Annotated in this window: 15 protein-coding genes and 1 pseudogene; 11 read left to right on the top strand and 5 right to left on the bottom strand. The window is 35.2% G+C overall.

Translation table 11 applies throughout. The annotated features are described in order from the left end of the window. Nucleotides 1-21: 21 nt before the first annotated feature. On the top strand, nucleotides 22-363 hold the full coding sequence (locus AC5LXV_RS10525; protein ID WP_493444785.1) for a YggL family protein: 342 nt from the start codon (nucleotides 22-24) through the stop codon (nucleotides 361-363). Nucleotides 364-426: 63 nt separating this feature from the next. Here the strand turns inward: AC5LXV_RS10525 and AC5LXV_RS10520 are convergent, their stop codons facing one another. Next, nucleotides 427-2,019, bottom strand: coding sequence for an ABC-F family ATPase (locus tag AC5LXV_RS10520; protein WP_493466386.1), 1,593 nt, complete (start codon nucleotides 2,017-2,019; stop codon nucleotides 427-429). Between the two features lie 253 nt (nucleotides 2,020-2,272). Here AC5LXV_RS10520 and AC5LXV_RS10515 point away from each other — a divergent pair, with 253 nt between their 5' ends. Then, nucleotides 2,273-2,959, top strand: a complete 687-nt coding sequence (locus AC5LXV_RS10515) for a hypothetical protein (RefSeq protein ID WP_493466385.1) — start codon at nucleotides 2,273-2,275, stop codon at nucleotides 2,957-2,959. A 121-nt stretch (nucleotides 2,960-3,080) separates the two neighbouring features. Beyond that, nucleotides 3,081-3,932: a carboxylate/amino acid/amine transporter gene (locus tag AC5LXV_RS10510; protein WP_493466384.1), complete on the top strand. Its 852-nt coding sequence runs from the start codon at nucleotides 3,081-3,083 to the stop codon at nucleotides 3,930-3,932. A 6-nt stretch (nucleotides 3,933-3,938) separates the two neighbouring features. On the opposite strand, the gene AC5LXV_RS10505 is transcribed toward AC5LXV_RS10510, so the two are convergent. Both AC5LXV_RS10505 and yaaA read right to left on the bottom strand, forming a co-directional pair. Then, nucleotides 3,939-4,898 (bottom strand): AEC family transporter, encoded by a 960-nt coding sequence (locus AC5LXV_RS10505; RefSeq protein WP_034882209.1) that lies wholly within the window; start codon nucleotides 4,896-4,898, stop codon nucleotides 3,939-3,941. A 7-nt stretch (nucleotides 4,899-4,905) separates the two neighbouring features. Then, nucleotides 4,906-5,679 (bottom strand): peroxide stress protein YaaA, encoded by a 774-nt coding sequence (gene yaaA, locus AC5LXV_RS10500; RefSeq protein ID WP_493466383.1) that lies wholly within the window; start codon nucleotides 5,677-5,679, stop codon nucleotides 4,906-4,908. Between the two features lie 76 nt (nucleotides 5,680-5,755). Here yaaA and AC5LXV_RS10495 point away from each other — a divergent pair, with 76 nt between their 5' ends. From AC5LXV_RS10495 to rnz, 3 genes are all read left to right on the top strand, one after another. Continuing rightward, complete coding sequence (locus AC5LXV_RS10495) at nucleotides 5,756-5,983, top strand: YccJ family protein (protein ID WP_086364319.1); 228 nt, start codon at nucleotides 5,756-5,758, stop codon at nucleotides 5,981-5,983. 216 nt (nucleotides 5,984-6,199) lie between these two features. Continuing rightward, nucleotides 6,200-6,484: a lysozyme inhibitor LprI family protein gene (locus tag AC5LXV_RS10490; protein ID WP_493467992.1), complete on the top strand. Its 285-nt coding sequence runs from the start codon at nucleotides 6,200-6,202 to the stop codon at nucleotides 6,482-6,484. A gap of 202 nt (nucleotides 6,485-6,686) precedes the next feature. After that, nucleotides 6,687-7,604 carry a ribonuclease Z gene (rnz, locus tag AC5LXV_RS10485; protein ID WP_493466382.1) on the top strand — a complete coding sequence of 306 codons (918 nt, stop codon included), beginning with the start codon at nucleotides 6,687-6,689 and terminating at the stop codon, nucleotides 7,602-7,604. A gap of 163 nt (nucleotides 7,605-7,767) precedes the next feature. Here the strand turns inward: rnz and AC5LXV_RS10480 are convergent, their stop codons facing one another. Next, nucleotides 7,768-8,328: an NAD(P)H-dependent oxidoreductase gene (locus tag AC5LXV_RS10480; protein WP_493466381.1), complete on the bottom strand. Its 561-nt coding sequence runs from the start codon at nucleotides 8,326-8,328 to the stop codon at nucleotides 7,768-7,770. Nucleotides 8,329-8,441: 113 nt separating this feature from the next. On the opposite strand from AC5LXV_RS10480, the pseudogene AC5LXV_RS10475 reads away from it, so the two are divergent. Continuing rightward, nucleotides 8,442-8,793, top strand: a pseudogene (locus tag AC5LXV_RS10475) (winged helix-turn-helix transcriptional regulator). Between the two features lie 558 nt (nucleotides 8,794-9,351). Here AC5LXV_RS10475 and argE read toward each other — a convergent pair. After that, nucleotides 9,352-10,509, bottom strand: coding sequence for an acetylornithine deacetylase (gene argE / locus AC5LXV_RS10470; protein WP_493466380.1), 1,158 nt, complete (start codon nucleotides 10,507-10,509; stop codon nucleotides 9,352-9,354). Nucleotides 10,510-10,695: 186 nt separating this feature from the next. On the opposite strand from argE, the gene AC5LXV_RS10465 reads away from it, so the two are divergent. From AC5LXV_RS10465 to AC5LXV_RS10450, 4 genes are all read left to right on the top strand, one after another. Continuing rightward, on the top strand, nucleotides 10,696-11,319 hold the full coding sequence (locus AC5LXV_RS10465) for a hypothetical protein (RefSeq protein ID WP_110433420.1): 624 nt from the start codon (nucleotides 10,696-10,698) through the stop codon (nucleotides 11,317-11,319). A 361-nt stretch (nucleotides 11,320-11,680) separates the two neighbouring features. Beyond that, nucleotides 11,681-12,754 (top strand): HlyD family secretion protein, encoded by a 1,074-nt coding sequence (locus tag AC5LXV_RS10460; RefSeq protein ID WP_493466379.1) that lies wholly within the window; start codon nucleotides 11,681-11,683, stop codon nucleotides 12,752-12,754. Between the two features lie 13 nt (nucleotides 12,755-12,767). Beyond that, nucleotides 12,768-15,563 (top strand): ribosome-associated ATPase/putative transporter RbbA, encoded by a 2,796-nt coding sequence (rbbA, locus tag AC5LXV_RS10455; protein WP_493466378.1) that lies wholly within the window; start codon nucleotides 12,768-12,770, stop codon nucleotides 15,561-15,563. Between the two features lie 5 nt (nucleotides 15,564-15,568). Further along, a complete protein-coding gene (locus tag AC5LXV_RS10450; protein WP_034882195.1) occupies nucleotides 15,569-16,699 on the top strand; it encodes an ABC transporter permease in 1,131 nt (376 codons plus the stop codon). The last annotated feature ends 46 nt before the right edge of the window (nucleotides 16,700-16,745 follow it).

The raw sequence follows: 16,745 nt of genomic DNA, 5'->3' as shown, positions 1-16,745 counted from the left end.
CTACAGTAGAAGGATATTATTATGGCAAAGGTTAATCGTAGTCGTCGTTTAAGAAAAAAATTACATATCGAAGAGTTTAAAGAGTTAGGATTCACCGTAAGTTGGTCATTTGACGAAGGTACCAGTGAAGAAACCATTGATAATGTTGTCGATCAATTTATCATTGAAGTGATTCAAGCAAACGGTTTGGCCTATGAAGGAAGTGGTTATTTAAGTTGGAAAGGGATCGTCTGTACGCAAAAATTGGGTAATTGTAGCGAAGAAAACCGTGACGTTGTCACTAAGTGGCTTGAAAGCCATGGCTTAAAAAATGTCAAAACTAGTGAATTAATTGACATTTGGTGGGATGAATTAGATTTCTAATTTCCAAACGTTAAATTAAAAATAGCCACAAATGTGGCTATTTATATAGAAAGATATCTTGTTTTACTCAATTCCTTGGCTACGCAGGTAATCCTCGTAATTACCCGTATAATCAATTACTTTCTCTGGAGTGATTTCGACAATTCGGCTAGCAAGTGAGCTAACAAATTCCCGGTCATGGGAAACAAAAAATAGCGTTCCTTGATAAAGCTCTAATGCCATATTCAGTGATTCAATTGACTCCATATCTAAATGGTTAGTCGGTTCATCCATCACGATGATATTAGGGCGTTGCATCATCAATTTACCAAATAGCATACGGCCTTTTTCACCACCTGATAGGACTTTAACTTGTTTTTTGATGTCATCTTGTGAAAATAATAAGCGACCTAAAATACTGCGTACGGCTTGCTCATCATCTGTTGGTTGTTTCCATTGACTCATCCAATCAAACACAGTTAGATCTTCTTCAAATTCATATTCATGATCCTGCGCATAATAACCAATATTGGCATTTTCAGACCATTTTATATCACCTTGCTCTGGCGTTAGCTCGCCCATTAAGGTTTTTAGTAATGTGGTTTTACCGATACCATTCGTCCCTAAAATAGCCACTTTTTCGCCGACTTCGACCATTAAGTTTAGATTTTTAAATAGTGGTCTATTATCAAATCCTTTAGTTATATTTTCGACAACTAAAGCATTACGGAATAATTTTTTGTCTTGCTCAAAACGAATAAATGGATTTTGTCGGCTTGATGCTTTAACTTCTTCAAGTTTAATTTTTTCAATTTGTCTTGCCCGAGAAGTCGCTTGTTTAGATTTTGATGCATTCGCACTAAAACGACTGACAAAAGATTGCAGTTCACTAATTTGAGCCTTTTTCTTGGCATTATCGGCTAATAGTCGCTCTCTAGCTTGTGTGGACGCAGTCATATAATCATCATAATTACCTGGATAGATTCGAAGCTCGCCATAATCCATATCTGCCATATGGGTACAGACCATATTAAGAAAATGGCGATCGTGCGATATAATAATCATGGTACTTTCGCGTTCATTTAAGGTATCTTCCAACCAACGAATGGTATCGATATCCAAGTTATTGGTCGGTTCATCTAATAATAAAATATCCGGATTTGAAAATAGGGCTTGGGCTAAAAGTACTCGCAATTTCCAACCGGGTGCGATTTCACTCATTAAACCATAATGTTGTTCAATAGGAATTCCAACTCCCAACAATAATTCACCCGCACGAGCTTCGGCACTGTAACCATCCATTTCGGCGTACTGGGTCTCTAAATCGGCGACTTTAAAACCATCTTCCTCGCTCATTTCAGCTAATGCGTAAATGCGATCACGCTCTTGTTTTATTTGCCATAGCTCGGTATGCCCCATAATTACGGTATCAAGTACGCTATAGTCTTCAAAAGCAAATTGATCTTGGCGTAATTTACCTAATCTCTCATGGGGATCTAATGCAACATTTCCTGATGTTGGTACTAAATCACCGCCAAGAATCTTCATAAAAGTGGACTTGCCACTACCATTGGCACCAATTAATCCATAACGATTACCATTACCAAATTTGACGGAAATATTTTCAAATAGTGGCTTACTGCCGAATTGCATTGTGATGTTATTTGTACTTAACACTAAGCTTTTCTCTCGTTTTTAATACGTTTTGCCTTGAAGATATCGATCATTTTAAGCAAAATCGTTGAAATGTGAATTGGCGTACATTATGCCATAAAATGACTTTTTTGAGGATCTTTGATTTGTTAAACTATATCAGTAATCTGTTAGCCGCTATGTCTTAAGATAGGGTTTATTTATATTACGATTTATTAATTTAGTTAGCTAATTAAATTTGTTAAAGATCGCTCTCAAAATTAGATAAGGATATGGCATGAAATCTTATTTCTTCGCTATCATGTTTTTTATGATTGGTAATATTGGTTTATGTGAAGCCACAAATTATAAGAATTTAACATCTTGGCAATATTATAATCATGAAATTCCCCTCAAAGAAATTAGTGGTGACTCTTGGACATTTGATGATAATCAAATTAGTTGCGATTGGCTCCCAGATAAAGAGGAATATAATTGTCATGTAATTTTTTTAAAGTCAAAGAAAAACTTTGATTTTTCAATAGCAATTCCTGATTTCCTAGACAGTACTTCATTCAATGCATATCTATACAAAAGTTCTGCAAATAATTTATTTAACGTGTTTCTTATTGAGGGGGAGTCTGAACGTGGTACAGCAGGTTACTATGTTTTAATCTTGGATAAAACTAAGTTGGTTAATCATTTCTACCTTGATTATGGAAGAGCTGGTATCTATTCGTTTGACGAAGCTAAAAAATTATTACAGGATTCTAACGTTACAGATAATGAACAGTTATCAATATTGAATAACTATAATGCTGAAAATTTTGATGAAATTTATATCAATCCAAAATATTTTATTTCAATTTATAGCAAAGATAATAAGTTTTTGTTTAAAATTGCTAGAAAATATATGTGGAATCCTGACGATATTCCTATAACGGATGAAAATAAATATATCTACATTGAAAAGACAATCAATTAATAATTCGATATAGAAATTAATAAGTATAAGTATTGTAATCAATTTATATTTCAAAAGGTTTACAACTGCGATATGAATTGCTAGGATGCGTGCCTGTTTATCATTATTCAATTATCCTATTATGTATTACCTTATTTTTGTCACTATTGTTTGGTCGTTTTCATTTAGTTTTATTGCGGTTTATTTAAGTGGCCAAGTGGATACTTGGTTTGCGGTAGTCATGCGCGTTTTGCTGGCTTTTATTACCTTTATTCCTTTTTTACGTTTCAAAAATGTCTCTATTAAACAGATGCTGCTATTGATGGGGGTAGGTGCGTGCCAATTAGGAATTATGTACTTCTTTTATTACAACTCTTTCCAATATATTTCGGTGCCAGAGGTTTTATTATTTACCATTTCAACGCCAATTTATGTCACCATCATCTATGATTTACTGCAGGGACATCGACTAAGACTTAATTATCTATTAACGGCGATTATAGCGGTCATTGGTGCGGCAATTATCCGTTATGATCACATTAGTCGAGATTTCATCATCGGCTTTTTACTCATTCAGGGCGCCAATATTGTCTTTGCTTTAGGGCAAGTCGGCTATAAACGTATTATGGAACTCTATCCATTACCACAACATCAAGCTTTTGCTTGGGTCTATTTAGGGGCGATTGTTGTAGCCACTATTGGTTGGTTATTATTTGGTAATACTGACAAACTCCCCACCACGCAATTACAGTGGGGGATTATTATTTGGTTAGGTGTTATAGCTTCAGGCTTATGTTATTTCTTGTGGAATTTAGGTGCGACTAAAGTCGATTCTGGTACACTGGCGATTATGAATAATTTGGTTATTCCAACCGGAATTTTAGTCAATGTCATTATATGGCACCAATCGATTGATTGGAGCCGGTTTTCTGTAGGTAGTGCCGTTATTGTTTTTGCCTTGATTCTTCATCATAAATTCAAAGGATCGAAATAATCTTCTCTAAGCAAAAGGTAACTGTAACATTATTGATAGAATTAACGGCGTTGTCACAGATGATAATGCCGTCGATATCAATAAACTCGAAGCAATAGGCCCTTGCAATACCGCAAACTGTCTTGCCATCATATAACAATTTATCGCAATTGATACTGAACTTAATAATACGATAACCTGCAGCTCTAATAGCGGCAATCCCACCAGTATTGCTAGGATATAGGTAACAATAGGTAAGATGAACAGTTTTAAAATACAGATTGTTATGGTGATCGGTAAGTCATCGCGGATCTTATATTCAGCAAGTCCCATTCCTAATACAATTAATGAGAGTGGCGCGGTCATATCGCTTACCATCTTTGTTGCTTGATTGATAAAGAATGGTAGTGGAATTCGCACATAATTGACGACAATTCCTGCAAAGATACCAATAATAATTGGATTTTTTGATACATTTTTAAACGCTTTTATAAAGCCTTTAGCTGATAGTTTGCCCATCTGTACAAATTCAATCGATACGGTTGCTAATGTCCATAAAATGAGAGCATTAAAGATTACAATAATGGCCACAATTGGAATGGCTTTTTCACCTAATAACATTTTGATAATTGGAATACCGACAAACACCGTATTAGTATAAATTCCCCCCATCGCAAACATGGTACTTTGTGAGCCATTTAGTTTGAAAAATTTAACGGCGATAAAGCAACCTAAGGCAAACACCATAAATGAGCCACCAAAAAAGACCAATAAAAGATTGGCGTCAATTTCAGAATGTTCGGAAAAGTGGCTCATAATCTGAAATAACATAATCGGAAAGGCAATATAGAAGGTAAATTTGGTAACACTATCTGTTACCGTTTTTTGCCAACGGCCTGCTTTTACCGCTATATAACCTAATAAAATCAAAACGAACAGAGGCAAAGTTGTTAAAAACTGTTGCCATAATGTGATTAGAAATTCCATGACTCTTTTATGCGTGATTTCTGGTAAAGTACCATTCTAATTCAGTTGAGCGTTGTGAATCAAATTGGTAACCTGCCAAATTAAAACTTTTAATATCGTCACTATTATTAATGCTATTTTTTATAATGAATCGACTCATCAAGCCACGTGCTTTTTTGGCGTAAAAACTAATCACTTTATAATCCTCTTTACTTTTATCTAAAAATATCGGTTGGATAATTTTGGCTTTTAGCTGTTTGGGTTTGATTGCTTTGAAATATTCGTTAGAAGCTAAATTAATTAATGTTGGCTGCGATGATTTGGCTAATTCATCATTGAGTTTATCGGTTAATTTATCTCCCCAAAATTGATATAGATTAGTATAGTTACCATTTTTAAGACGGATCCCCATCTCTAAACGATAGGGCTGAATTAAATCAAGTGGTCGTAATAAACCATATAATCCTGATAAAATGCGTAAATGGGATTGGGCAAATTTTAGATCACCATCATTAAAATCTTCAACATGCAACCCCTCATAGACATCACCTTTAAAAGCCAAAATAGCTTGTCTTGCATTATCAAAATTAAAATCAGCCTGCCAGTTTTGAAAACGTTCATAATTGGCGGTAGCCAGTTTGGGGCTGATTGACATTAATTTAGCTAAGTCATCACTGCTAAGTTTTTGGCAAACCGCCACAAGTTGTTTTGTCGATTGCAAAAATTCGGGTAAGCTATGGGTTTGGGTGGTGAGGGGACTTTGATAATCAAGCGTTTTGGATGGAGAGATAATTGTCAGCATAAAAAATACCGCCTATTGTGTTTTGTTTCAATTGGGTTTATTTTACCTGTAATCTTAGCAAATAAGGAGAATAAAAATGAATAGTACCAAAAAAGAAATCCATGATATTCGTTCTTGGGCAAACATTCGTGAAACTTCTATCGAAATTGCCGAGGCTATTTTTGAATTAGCTAATGATGATGAAAAATTAGCAGAACAAATTTGGGAAGAAGGCAGCGATGAAGTATTACAACGCGCTTTCGCTAAAACTAAAGCTGATAAGCTCTTCTGGGGCGAACAGACCATTGAACGTAAAAACGTCTAATCTATACTAAAAATCACGAATTTAACTAAATTCTGCACTATAAATTGAGTTTCAATGTGTTATGAAAATAATAAAATTAATGACTATATTTATTATTTCTGTGCCACTACAGATTTATGCTAATCGAAGTTGGCTGATTTAAATCAGCTTGAATTACGCAGTTACTGTAGTGGGTCTACTTCTTCAGAAGGAGAATTGACTAAATGTTGAGAAAAAATTTTTTATACCAGTCAAGCTGAATTACATAAATCGCAGCAGAAATTTTCCGACGCACTTACCAATTGGTATGAAAACAAACAATACATCATAATTGCTAAAACCAAACTGAAAAGAACTAACCAAGAATTTATTAAATATCGTGATTTGCAGTGTGACTTTGCGTTTTCGTTAGGTGGTGGGGCAATTGAAAATGCGCTTAATATGTTTAAATTCTCTTGCCTTGCCGAACTAAATTTTCAACGAACAAAACAACTTGATCTTTATTGGTCTAATTTTAATTAAACCGCGTAGAAGATAAAATCATTATTTAAATTATTCTACTAATTTTAGCGATATCAACATTTTTGCTTTATCCTACAGCTATAAAGGAATTAATGACCAAAGGTGCTACTATAAAAATTTTTCCGTTCTTTATGACAAAATAGAATTATCAATAGTTATTCTCAGTATATAATAAGATTTTCAATCACAATTTGATTTTGGTATGAATTTAACTTTTTTAGGAACAAGTGCCGGTTCTCCAACCGCTGAACGTAATGTAAGTAGTATTATGCTTGATCTTCGACAAGAACGAGGGAGATTATGGCTGTTTGATAGTGGTGAAGCAACGCAGTTGCAAATGCAAAAGGCTAAGTTTAGTTTATCTAAATTGGAAATGATTTTTTTGACGCATTTGCATGGTGATCATCTATTTGGTCTACCAGGTGTCTTGACCTCTCGTTCATTAATGCAAAAGCAATCGGCATTAACGTTAGTTGGACCTAAAGGTATTAAACAATTTATTCAAACAGTGATTGAAATTAGTTCTTCATGGCTTACTTACCCTTTAAATATTATTGAACTTGAACAAGATAGCTTAGTGTTTGAAGATAATAAATTTCGCGTCGAAGCCAAATTATTACAACATCGAGTGCCTAGTTTTGGTTATCGTATTGTTGAAAAGGATCTTCCGGCAAAATTGGATATTGATAAATTAAAAAAAGATAACATCCAAATAGGTTCACATTATGCTCATTTAAAAGAAGGTTTAACCGTTACTTTAGAAGATGGTAGAACAATTAATGGTAAGGATTATCAAAGTGCTATTAAACAAGGTAAAAAATTAGCTATTTTAGGTGATACCATTCCTTGTCAAGCGTCCGTTGATTTAGCTGAAAACGTCGATTTATTAGTGCATGAGGCCACTCAAGAGCAAGCTCTTGAGGCAAAAGCTATTGAGCGAGGACATTCAACGACAGTGCACGCCGCTAGCATAGCTAAACAAGCTAATGCTAAACGGTTAATCATAACGCATATTAGCCCTAGGTATAGTTTACAAGATAATCAAAAACTGGTTACTGAAGCTAGGAGCATCTTTGCTAATACTGAAATTGCCACTGATTTTGCTAATATTCAAATTTAATCAGTCACGCCGACATCGTCGGCCATTGCTAATTAAACTTATCAAAGTTGAAGCTAAAGTATGACTTTTCTCGTGTATTTTTATCAGTCTAAGATGTTGTTTGGTAAAAAATATTGAGTAGTTTATACCATTTTATTTAAGACGTTGGTAGCAGTTATGCCTTTTAGATTAACATTCCTAATCTTTTCATCCAATTAATATAATCATCCGCGCTTTTATTTATCTCATTCAAGGTAATTTTATCTGGATAGTCAGGCTCATTGTTAGCGCCATAAATTGCAAATATCGGTTGATAATCGGCATGAACGTAATTCATTAATAATTCGAAAGGTTTTAGTATTTCTTCAAGCGTAGATTGATATTTTCCTGTTTGGCAATAATCAGTTTTCTTTATACCGGCAGAAACCGCTAAAGTGACTTTTTTATTTTTCAATTTATCGCCTAGGGCACCGAAAGCCCATCCATATGTAAAAACATCATCAAACCATTGTTTCAACAATGGCGGACAATTAAACCAATATATTGGGAACTGAATCACTAAATTTTGATGATTTTCAACTAGCTTTTGTTCGAACTTAGTGTCTATTTGGTAGGATGGATAACATGAATAGAGATCATGTATGGTTATTTGTTCTTTGTATTGTTTTAATCTATCAAACCAGCAGCGATTAACGCTTGATGATGATAAATCAGGGTGAGCAACAATTACTAAAGTATGTTTCATTTTTAACTATTCCTATTTATTGTGATAAATATTGTATTCATAGTAGTATTGATACAACTATTTTTAAAGTAAGGTAATTATCGTTACGTACTATCTTTAAGGAGAGCGTAAATATGGAAAATCATCATTGTGCAGAAGGCAATTTTGAGAATAGCGGATTTAATTACACGCTCTCGATGATCCGAGGAAAATACAAGATCGTTATTCTTTATTGGTTAAATGAAAATCAACCATCTATGCGTTTTAATGAACTAAAACGAAACATAAAGGAAATCTCTTTTAAAACATTGAGTAATACTCTAAAAGAGATGGAGAGAGATAAATAAATTAATTTTTAGAAAAGAATATCCTCAAATTCCGCCTAAAGTTGAATATGGATTGTTAGAACGAGGCAAAACATTGGTACCTATTTTAGATATGCTTTGCCAATGGGGAAATATTCATAAAGATGATGAGTTAGATTAATTAAGCAATAGATCTGAAAAAAATATTACTAAGTCAATATCGTCTAAATCTCGAGATATTTAATTATTACCTATACTGCGATAAGCTTTTTCGTCGACTGTGTCGACGAATGTATCTATTTATAAGCAAAAATCTTTAATCAAATTTTCAATGGTTAACTTAGTTGGTTTTGAAAAATCGATTGAGATAAATTGCTCATTTAACGCTATAGGTAAGAAGAAAAAGAGGGTTTTTGTAAAAAATATTGCCAAATCTATATTATTTAAATATCAAGATATTTAATTATTCTCTTTAACTGGGTTAAGCTTTTTCGTCGACTGTATCGGCGAATGTATCTATTTATAAGCAAAAATCTTTAATCAAATTTTCAATGATTAACTTAGTTGGTTTTGAAAAATCGATTGAGATAAATTGATCATTTAACGCTATAGGTAAGAAGAAAAAGAGGGTTTTTGTAAAAAATATTACCAAGTCAATATCGTCTAAATCTCGAGATATTTAATTATTACCTATACTGCGATAAGCTTTTTCGCCGACTGTGTCGACGAATGTATCTATTTATAAGCAAAAATCTTTAATTAAATTTTCAATGGTTAACTTAGTTGGTTTTAAAAAATCCATTGAGATAAATTCATCCGGTTGGTGGGCTTGTTCTATTGAACCAGGGCCTAAAACAATGGTCGGGGCAATTTGATTGAGATACGGTGCTTCGGTACTATAGTTAACGGTTTGCGCGCTGTGGCCAACAAGTTTTTCGATATGCGTTAAAGCGGGATGATCTTTTTTACATTCATAACCAGGAATCGGCGCGACCTCATATTCGATGGAAACTCGATTTGGGTACTGATCCATAACAGGTTGTAATGCTTGACAAAGTGCATTGTAGATTGCGTCAACATCATTATCAGGTAATACCCGGATATCAATAATCAGTTCACAACAACCACAAATACGATTGGCAGCATCACCTCCATGAATAACACCTAGATTCATCGTTGGGTAGGGGACACTAAATCCATCATTATGATATTGTTCTTTGAATTTCTGCTTTAAAAGAAGCAATTGCTCAATCACCAAATGCATGATTTCGATGGCATTAATGCCTCTGTCCGGATCACTTGAATGGCCAGACTTACCAATGACTCTAATTGCATTAGATATAAATCCTTTGTGGGCACGTATCGGAATTAATGAGGTAGGTTCACCAATAATAGTACAGTCAGGCTTTAATTTTGTTTGCTCAGCAAAAAATGAAGCGCCTGCCATGGACGTTTCTTCGTCAGCGGTGGCCAAGACATAAATTGGTTTAGTGAGTTTTTTTAGATCGATATCTCGTAAAGCATCTAATATAAAGGCAAAAAATCCTTTCATATCCGCCGTACCTAATCCATAAAGCTTATTGTTTTCTTCGGTTAATTTAAAGGGATCTTTGGTCCATTGTCCATCATCAAAAGGAACCGTGTCAGTATGACCACTTAGTAATAGGCCTCCTTGACTTTGATTTTCACTGTTTGAATAGGTTGCCAACATATTGTATTTATTGCGGGTGTTAGGCACAGCTTGAAGTTCAACACTAAAGCCTAAATCGGTAAACCAAGTTGCTAGTTTGTCAATTAATGGCCTATTGCAGTAGTCTAATTTTTCGTTGGTTACATTACTAATTGTTGGGGTAGAGATCAATTCGTTATAGATAGTCAAAAAAGAGGGAAGTGCCATAAAATCACCTTTATTTAAGAAAAAACGTCTAGCTATATTACTAGTTGAAAGTTTTTAATGTTATAATTTTGTTAATACTTCATCAAGCTAACGAAAATATTGCTTGTAATTACTTATATAATATCTTATTTTACCTCGACATAAAGTAAAAAAATTTTTCATTCATCGTTAACAAGGAAATGGGAAGTGAAAATTAAATCATTTTGTTTAATTGGATTATTTGCACCTTTTTTGGTAAGCGCACAAAATTCATCATTTGATGATGACGTTACAGATTTATTAAAAAGTTTTACTCAATGTGATAGAACTTTTTTTTCTGATTTAAATAAAGAAAACTATCACCAATATTTTCCGATTGAAGCTTTACCTACTGGTTACAGTAAATTTGCCGTTAAACCAGAAGGAAAGTCAGGAAAAAAGAGCATAAAATTTGATCCACCTATCATTTTTAATGGTGTGAAATTAGAAAGCTATGAAGAAAATAGTGATTTCACTAATGATGAAGAACAGTTCCATTATTGGGGTTTTACTACCGATGCATCATTAGAAGAGATTAAAAAAGCATTTTCTTGGATTGAATGGGAAAAGCCTAAAAATACTGATATCAATATTGCCAATGCGTTTTTTTATAAAAATGGCTATTGGTCTCAAAATCGCTATGTTATAACCCACACCAAGCCAGCAAAAGGTACTGCTGAAAGTTTATTCTTTATCGGGGTGGATAAAGATAGTTATGAAATGACGATTAAATGTACTATTCAGGGCGATATTCCGATAAAAGAATTAAGACGTTTTAGACCTGATCTATAATTTTTTTCAACATTAATCATCAAACTCCAAATAAAGCTTACTGTTATTTGGAGTTTGATGATTAACTCTCGTTTGCTACTTTTCTACCTTTAACTAATGACTTTCTTCTATTAATCTACAATATACTCGTCAGAGGTTATATTAATTTTCCTTTCTAAATAACTAAGAATTTACACTAGTTTCAATTACGCTCAAAATTATAAATTGTTTTTTTTAGCATTTACTGCGCTTGCTTTCAGAGTCGATTTTATTTGTAAAAAACATCTGTTATTATGAATTAATTGAAAATAAATAGCTTATAACAGTTAAATTTTTTGTTAATAGTTATGATAATTTGGGCACTTTAGAATAGGTATTATTCATGAAACAAATAAGCAAAAAATGGATTATTATTGTCGTTGCGGTTTTTGCTCTCGGTTTTATCTTATGGCAGCAATTAAAACCTGATGGTTATGGTTCCGATTTTACCAGTGGTAACGGGCGCATCGAAGCGACTGAAATCAACATCTCGACAAAATTAGCCGGGAGAATCGAAAAAATTAATGTTGATGAAGGTGATTTTGTTACTGCAGGTCAGCCTTTAGTCATTATGCAAACGGATACTTTGCAAGCTCAGCTAAATGAAGCTCAAGCACAATATCGACAAGCAATGAGTAATGAAGCTACCTCAAAAGCCCAAGTTGCTTTAAAGATGAGTGATAAGGTTGCGGCATTAGCTGGCGTCACTCAAAAAGAGAGTGATTTAGATATCGCCCAAAAACATTTACAACGTACGGCAACTCTTTATCAAAAAGGGGCGATTTCTGTGCAACAATTTGATGATGATACCGCTAAAGTAAATAGTGCCAAAGCTGCACTAGATTCGGCTAAATCACAAGTGACTGCGGCAGATGCGGCTATTGAAGCCGCCCAAGCTGGGGTAGAAAGTGCTAAATCAGCAATCAATGTTGCCCAAGCCAATATTAATCAAATTCAAGCTGATATTAATGACAGTACTTTAACTGCGCCGGTTGATGGTCGGATTCAATATCGTATTGCGCAACTCGGTGAGGTTTTACCATCAGGTGGTAAGGTACTAAATCTGGTTAATCTTTCTGATGTCTATTTGACTTTCTTTTTACCAGAAACCATTGCCGGTAAAGTAGGTATTGGCGACGAAGTAAGATTAGTACTTGATGCGCTTCCGAATAAAGCGATTTCAGCAAAAATTTCATTTGTTTCAAGTGTGGCACAATTTACACCTAAAACTGTTGAAACCAAAGATGAGCGTCAAAAATTGATGTTTAGAGTTAAAGCTCAATTAAGCCCAGAATTGTTAAGATGTTATATTACTCACGTTAAAACAGGTCTTCCTGGTGTGGCTTGGGTAAGACTTGATCCTAATACGGAGTGGCCTTCAGGTTTATCTGATGTTGCAAAATGCCAAACAAAATAATTGGAGATAGCATATGTCAGAATCAGGTAAAAAGGATTTGACGTTACTTGCGGATGGTAAGGCCATTGATGATGCGGTGGTAAATGTGAGTAATGTCACATTGCATTATAAAAAAACCTGTGCACTTAATGATGTCAGTATTGCAATCCCACCAAGATGTATGGTGGGATTGATTGGTCCTGATGGAGTAGGTAAATCTAGTCTGTTGTCATTAATAGCGGGTGCGCACATCATTCAAGAAGGAATAGTCAACGTTTTAGATGGTGATATGAAAGATAAATCACATCGTAAAAACGTGTGTACACGTATTGCTTATATGCCACAAGGTTTAGGGAAAAACCTTTATCCTACACTTTCCGTTGAAGAAAATTTACAATTCTTTGCTCGTCTTTTTGGTAATGATGCCGCCGAAAGACGACGTCGCATCGATGAGTTAACTAAAAGCACTGGCTTATATCCTTTTTTATCCAGACCTGCTGGACGTTTGTCCGGTGGGATGAAGCAAAAAGTTAGTTTATGCTCTGCCTTGATTCATGACCCAGATTTACTTATTCTTGATGAACCGACCACCGGTGTTGATCCGCTTTCTCGCGCGCAATTTTGGCAATTAATCAATAAAATTCGCCAGCAACGACCGCAAATGAGTGTTATTGTTGCTACTGCTTATATGGATGAAGCGCAAAACTTTGATTGGTTAGTCGCGATGTATGGCGGTAAGATCCTTGAAACCGGTACGCCACAAGCCTTATTGGCTAAAACAGGCAAAGATAATTTAGATGATGCCTTTATTCAGTTAATGCCAGAAGATGCTAGAGAAGGTTATCAAGCGGTTGAAATCCCACCATTAGATCTGAACAAAGATTTACAAGTAGCGATTGAAGCCAAAGGCTTAACCAAGCAATTCGGTGATTTTATTGCGGTTGATCACGTTAATTTTTCTATAAAGCAAGGTGAGATTTTTGGTTTTTTAGGATCGAATGGTTGTGGTAAATCAACAACCATGAAGATGTTAACCGGTTTATTACCGATTTCCTCTGGTGAAGCTTGGTTGTTTGGTAAACCGGTTGATGCCAGTGATATTAATGTTAGACGGCATTTAGGTTATATGTCGCAGGCGTTTTCACTTTATAGTGAATTAACTGTTGAACAGAACCTTGTATTACATGCCCGGTTATTTGGTATTGAAGAGAGCAAAATACCAGCAAGAGTTCAAGAGTTAGTTAAGCGTTTTGGTCTGGAAAATGAGTTGAAAAGTTTGCCAGATAGTCTACCTTTAGGGGTGAAACAGAGACTTTCTTTATCTGTTGCTGTGGTGCATAATCCTGAAATTCTTATCCTAGATGAACCTACCTCTGGGGTCGATCCGATTGCTCGTGATGACTTTTGGCGTTTAATTATTGAACTTTCTCGAAAAGATAAAGTCACCGTATTTATCACTACCCACTTTATGAATGAAGCGGCGCGTTGTGATAGGATCTCATTAATGCATGCAGGTAAGGTATTAGCGAGTGATACGCCTGACAATATCATCCATTCCAAAAACGCGAAAACCCTTGAAGATGCCTTTATCCGATATTTAGTCGATGCCGGAGCAGATGATACTCATAGCGATGAAAAAATCAGTGAAGAGCCGAAAACTGTACCGAATGAACCAGTTCAGACAGGTACTCAACATCTACAAGGATTTAGTTTAACACGTCTGATTGGATGTTTATGGCGTGAAACCTTAGAGTTATCACGCGATCCGCTGCGAGCATTGTTAGCACTACTTGGTTCGGCGATCTTAATGTTAGTGATGGGTTATGGTATCACTATGGATGTCGAGGATCTAAATTTTGCGGTATTAGATCGTGATCAAACGATTACTAGCCAAAATTATGTTACTAATCTCTCTGGTTCTAAACGCTACTTTATTGAGAAACCGCCAATCATTGATTATGATGATATGGATCATAGAATGAGAAGTAATGAGATAGCATTAGCTATTGAAATTCCACCTAATTTTGGTCGTGATATTCAGCGTGGTGATCCGGTTAATATCGGTATTTGGATTGATGGCGCCATGCCATTACGTGCCGATACCATTAAAGGATATGTACAAGGTATGCACCTTGCTTGGTTAAGTGACAAAATCAAAACCACCACCGGCACCGCATCTAGCTCATTGGCAAATATTGAAACGCGTTATCGTTATAATCCGGATATTAAAAGTTTGCAAGCCATGGTGCCAGCCGTCATTCCTATTTTACTCTTGATGATTCCGTCAATGTTAGCGGCATTATCCGTAGTGCGCGAAAAAGAGATGGGATCAATAATTAACTTATATGTAACCCCGGTTACACGAACAGAGTTTTTACTAGGTAAACAGGTTCCTTATATTGTTATTTCGATGCTTAGCTTTTTATTGCTGTTGCTAATGGCCGTTACTATATTTGGTGTACCGATAAAAGGCAGTTTGCTAACTTTATGTTTAGCCGGATTAGCTTATTGTATTATTGCTACTGGCTTTGGTTTACTTGCTTCGACGGTAACACGTAGTCAAATTGCGGTTATCTTTTTAACCTGTGTTGGTACCATGTTACCTGCAATACAATTTTCGGGGTTACTCAATCCTGTAGCATCATTAGAAGGGAGTGGGCGATATATAGGTGAAGTTTATCCAACAACCCATATGCTTATTATTGCCCGTGGTGTTTTCAATAAGGCATTAGGATTTTTTGATTTACATAACTCGATATTTACCTTACTGATTACTATTCCGATTATACTTGGTGCAAGTATATTCCTCCTCAAAAAACAAGAAGGATAGATATTATGCAAAGTTTTATTAATATTTATCGCTTAGGTATTAAAGAGTTATGGGGATTAATTCGTGATCCAATCATGTTACTGTTAATCGCCTACTGCTTTACACTGGATATTTATACCGCAGCTACTGCAACTTCAGACTCGCTTCACCATGCGTCGATTGCAATAGTTGATGAAGATGATTCACCGTTATCTAGGCAAATTATCGCAGCACTTTATCCACCTATGTTTAATAAACCTGTTAAATTAAATTCAATGGATGAAGTTGACCGCGGAATGGATACCGATAGTTATACCTTTGCATTAAATATACCGCCTAACTTTCAACGCGATGTGTTAAATAACCAAAGTCCAGAGATTCAACTTAATATTGATGCAACGCGAATGGGGCAGGCTTTTGTTGGTAATGGTTATATTACGCAAATTGTCACCAGTGAAATAACTAAATACTTTAATCAAATGGATAAACCAACCAGTTTACCGGTCAATATTGAAGTTCATGCGGCCTTTAATCCTAATTTAACTCGTTCTTGGTTTGGTTCTGTCATGGAGATTATTAATATAGTTACCACATTGTCGATTATTTTAACTGGTGCTGCGTTAATGAAAGAGCGCGAGCATGGTACTATCGATCACTTGCTATCAATGCCTGTGACACCATTTCAAATTATGATCTCAAAAGTTTGGTCTATGGGGCTAGTGGTACTAGTTTCGACTTGGGGTGCACTGTTAGTTGTCGTTCATGGTTGGTTAAATGTGCCAATTGAAGGCTCGATTACTTTATTTTTAATAGGCGCAGCACTGCATTTATTCGTGACAACGTCACTTGGGATCTTTATGGCAACCGTGGCTAAATCAACAGCACAATTTGCGATGCTATTTATTTTGATTCTTTTACCGTTACAGATGCTGTCTGGTGGTAGTACGCCGCGAGAAAGTATGCCGGAAGTGGTACAAAATATTATGTTATTTGCGCCAACCACTCATTTTGTCGAATTAGGGCAGGCAATTTTATATCGAGGAGCTGGTTTAAGTGTGGTTTGGACCTCGTATGCGTGGTTATTAGGAATCGGTAGTGTGTTTTTCCTTATTGCTCTGAAACGCTTTCGTAGCTCAATTGTTAATATGGGTTCTTAATTTTATGAATAATAAAAGTGCAAAAATTAACTTTATTTGCACTTAA

This window comes from Gilliamella sp. LMG 34359 (assembly GCF_984569085.1).
This window is presented reverse-complemented; position numbering and strand designations above follow the sequence as displayed.

What these genes read in the sequence shown, in the direction of transcription:
- AC5LXV_RS10515 (WP_493466385.1), top strand. Translation starts at nt 2,273, where the DNA reads ATGAAATCTTATTTCTTCGCTATCATGTTTTTTATGATTGGTAATATT.
- AC5LXV_RS10510 (WP_493466384.1), top strand. Translation starts at nt 3,081, where the DNA reads ATGTATTACCTTATTTTTGTCACTATTGTTTGGTCGTTTTCATTTAGT.
- AC5LXV_RS10505 (WP_034882209.1), bottom strand. Translation starts at nt 4,898, where the DNA reads ATGGAATTTCTAATCACATTATGGCAACAGTTTTTAACAACTTTGCCT.
- AC5LXV_RS10450 (WP_034882195.1), top strand. Translation starts at nt 15,569, where the DNA reads ATGCAAAGTTTTATTAATATTTATCGCTTAGGTATTAAAGAGTTATGG.
- AC5LXV_RS10525 (WP_493444785.1), top strand. Translation starts at nt 22, where the DNA reads ATGGCAAAGGTTAATCGTAGTCGTCGTTTAAGAAAAAAATTACATATC.
- AC5LXV_RS10495 (WP_086364319.1), top strand. Translation starts at nt 5,756, where the DNA reads ATGAATAGTACCAAAAAAGAAATCCATGATATTCGTTCTTGGGCAAAC.
- rbbA (WP_493466378.1), top strand. Translation starts at nt 12,768, where the DNA reads ATGTCAGAATCAGGTAAAAAGGATTTGACGTTACTTGCGGATGGTAAG.
- AC5LXV_RS10460 (WP_493466379.1), top strand. Translation starts at nt 11,681, where the DNA reads ATGAAACAAATAAGCAAAAAATGGATTATTATTGTCGTTGCGGTTTTT.
- AC5LXV_RS10480 (WP_493466381.1), bottom strand. Translation starts at nt 8,328, where the DNA reads ATGAAACATACTTTAGTAATTGTTGCTCACCCTGATTTATCATCATCA.
- yaaA (WP_493466383.1), bottom strand. Translation starts at nt 5,679, where the DNA reads ATGCTGACAATTATCTCTCCATCCAAAACGCTTGATTATCAAAGTCCC.
- rnz (WP_493466382.1), top strand. Translation starts at nt 6,687, where the DNA reads ATGAATTTAACTTTTTTAGGAACAAGTGCCGGTTCTCCAACCGCTGAA.
- argE (WP_493466380.1), bottom strand. Translation starts at nt 10,509, where the DNA reads ATGGCACTTCCCTCTTTTTTGACTATCTATAACGAATTGATCTCTACC.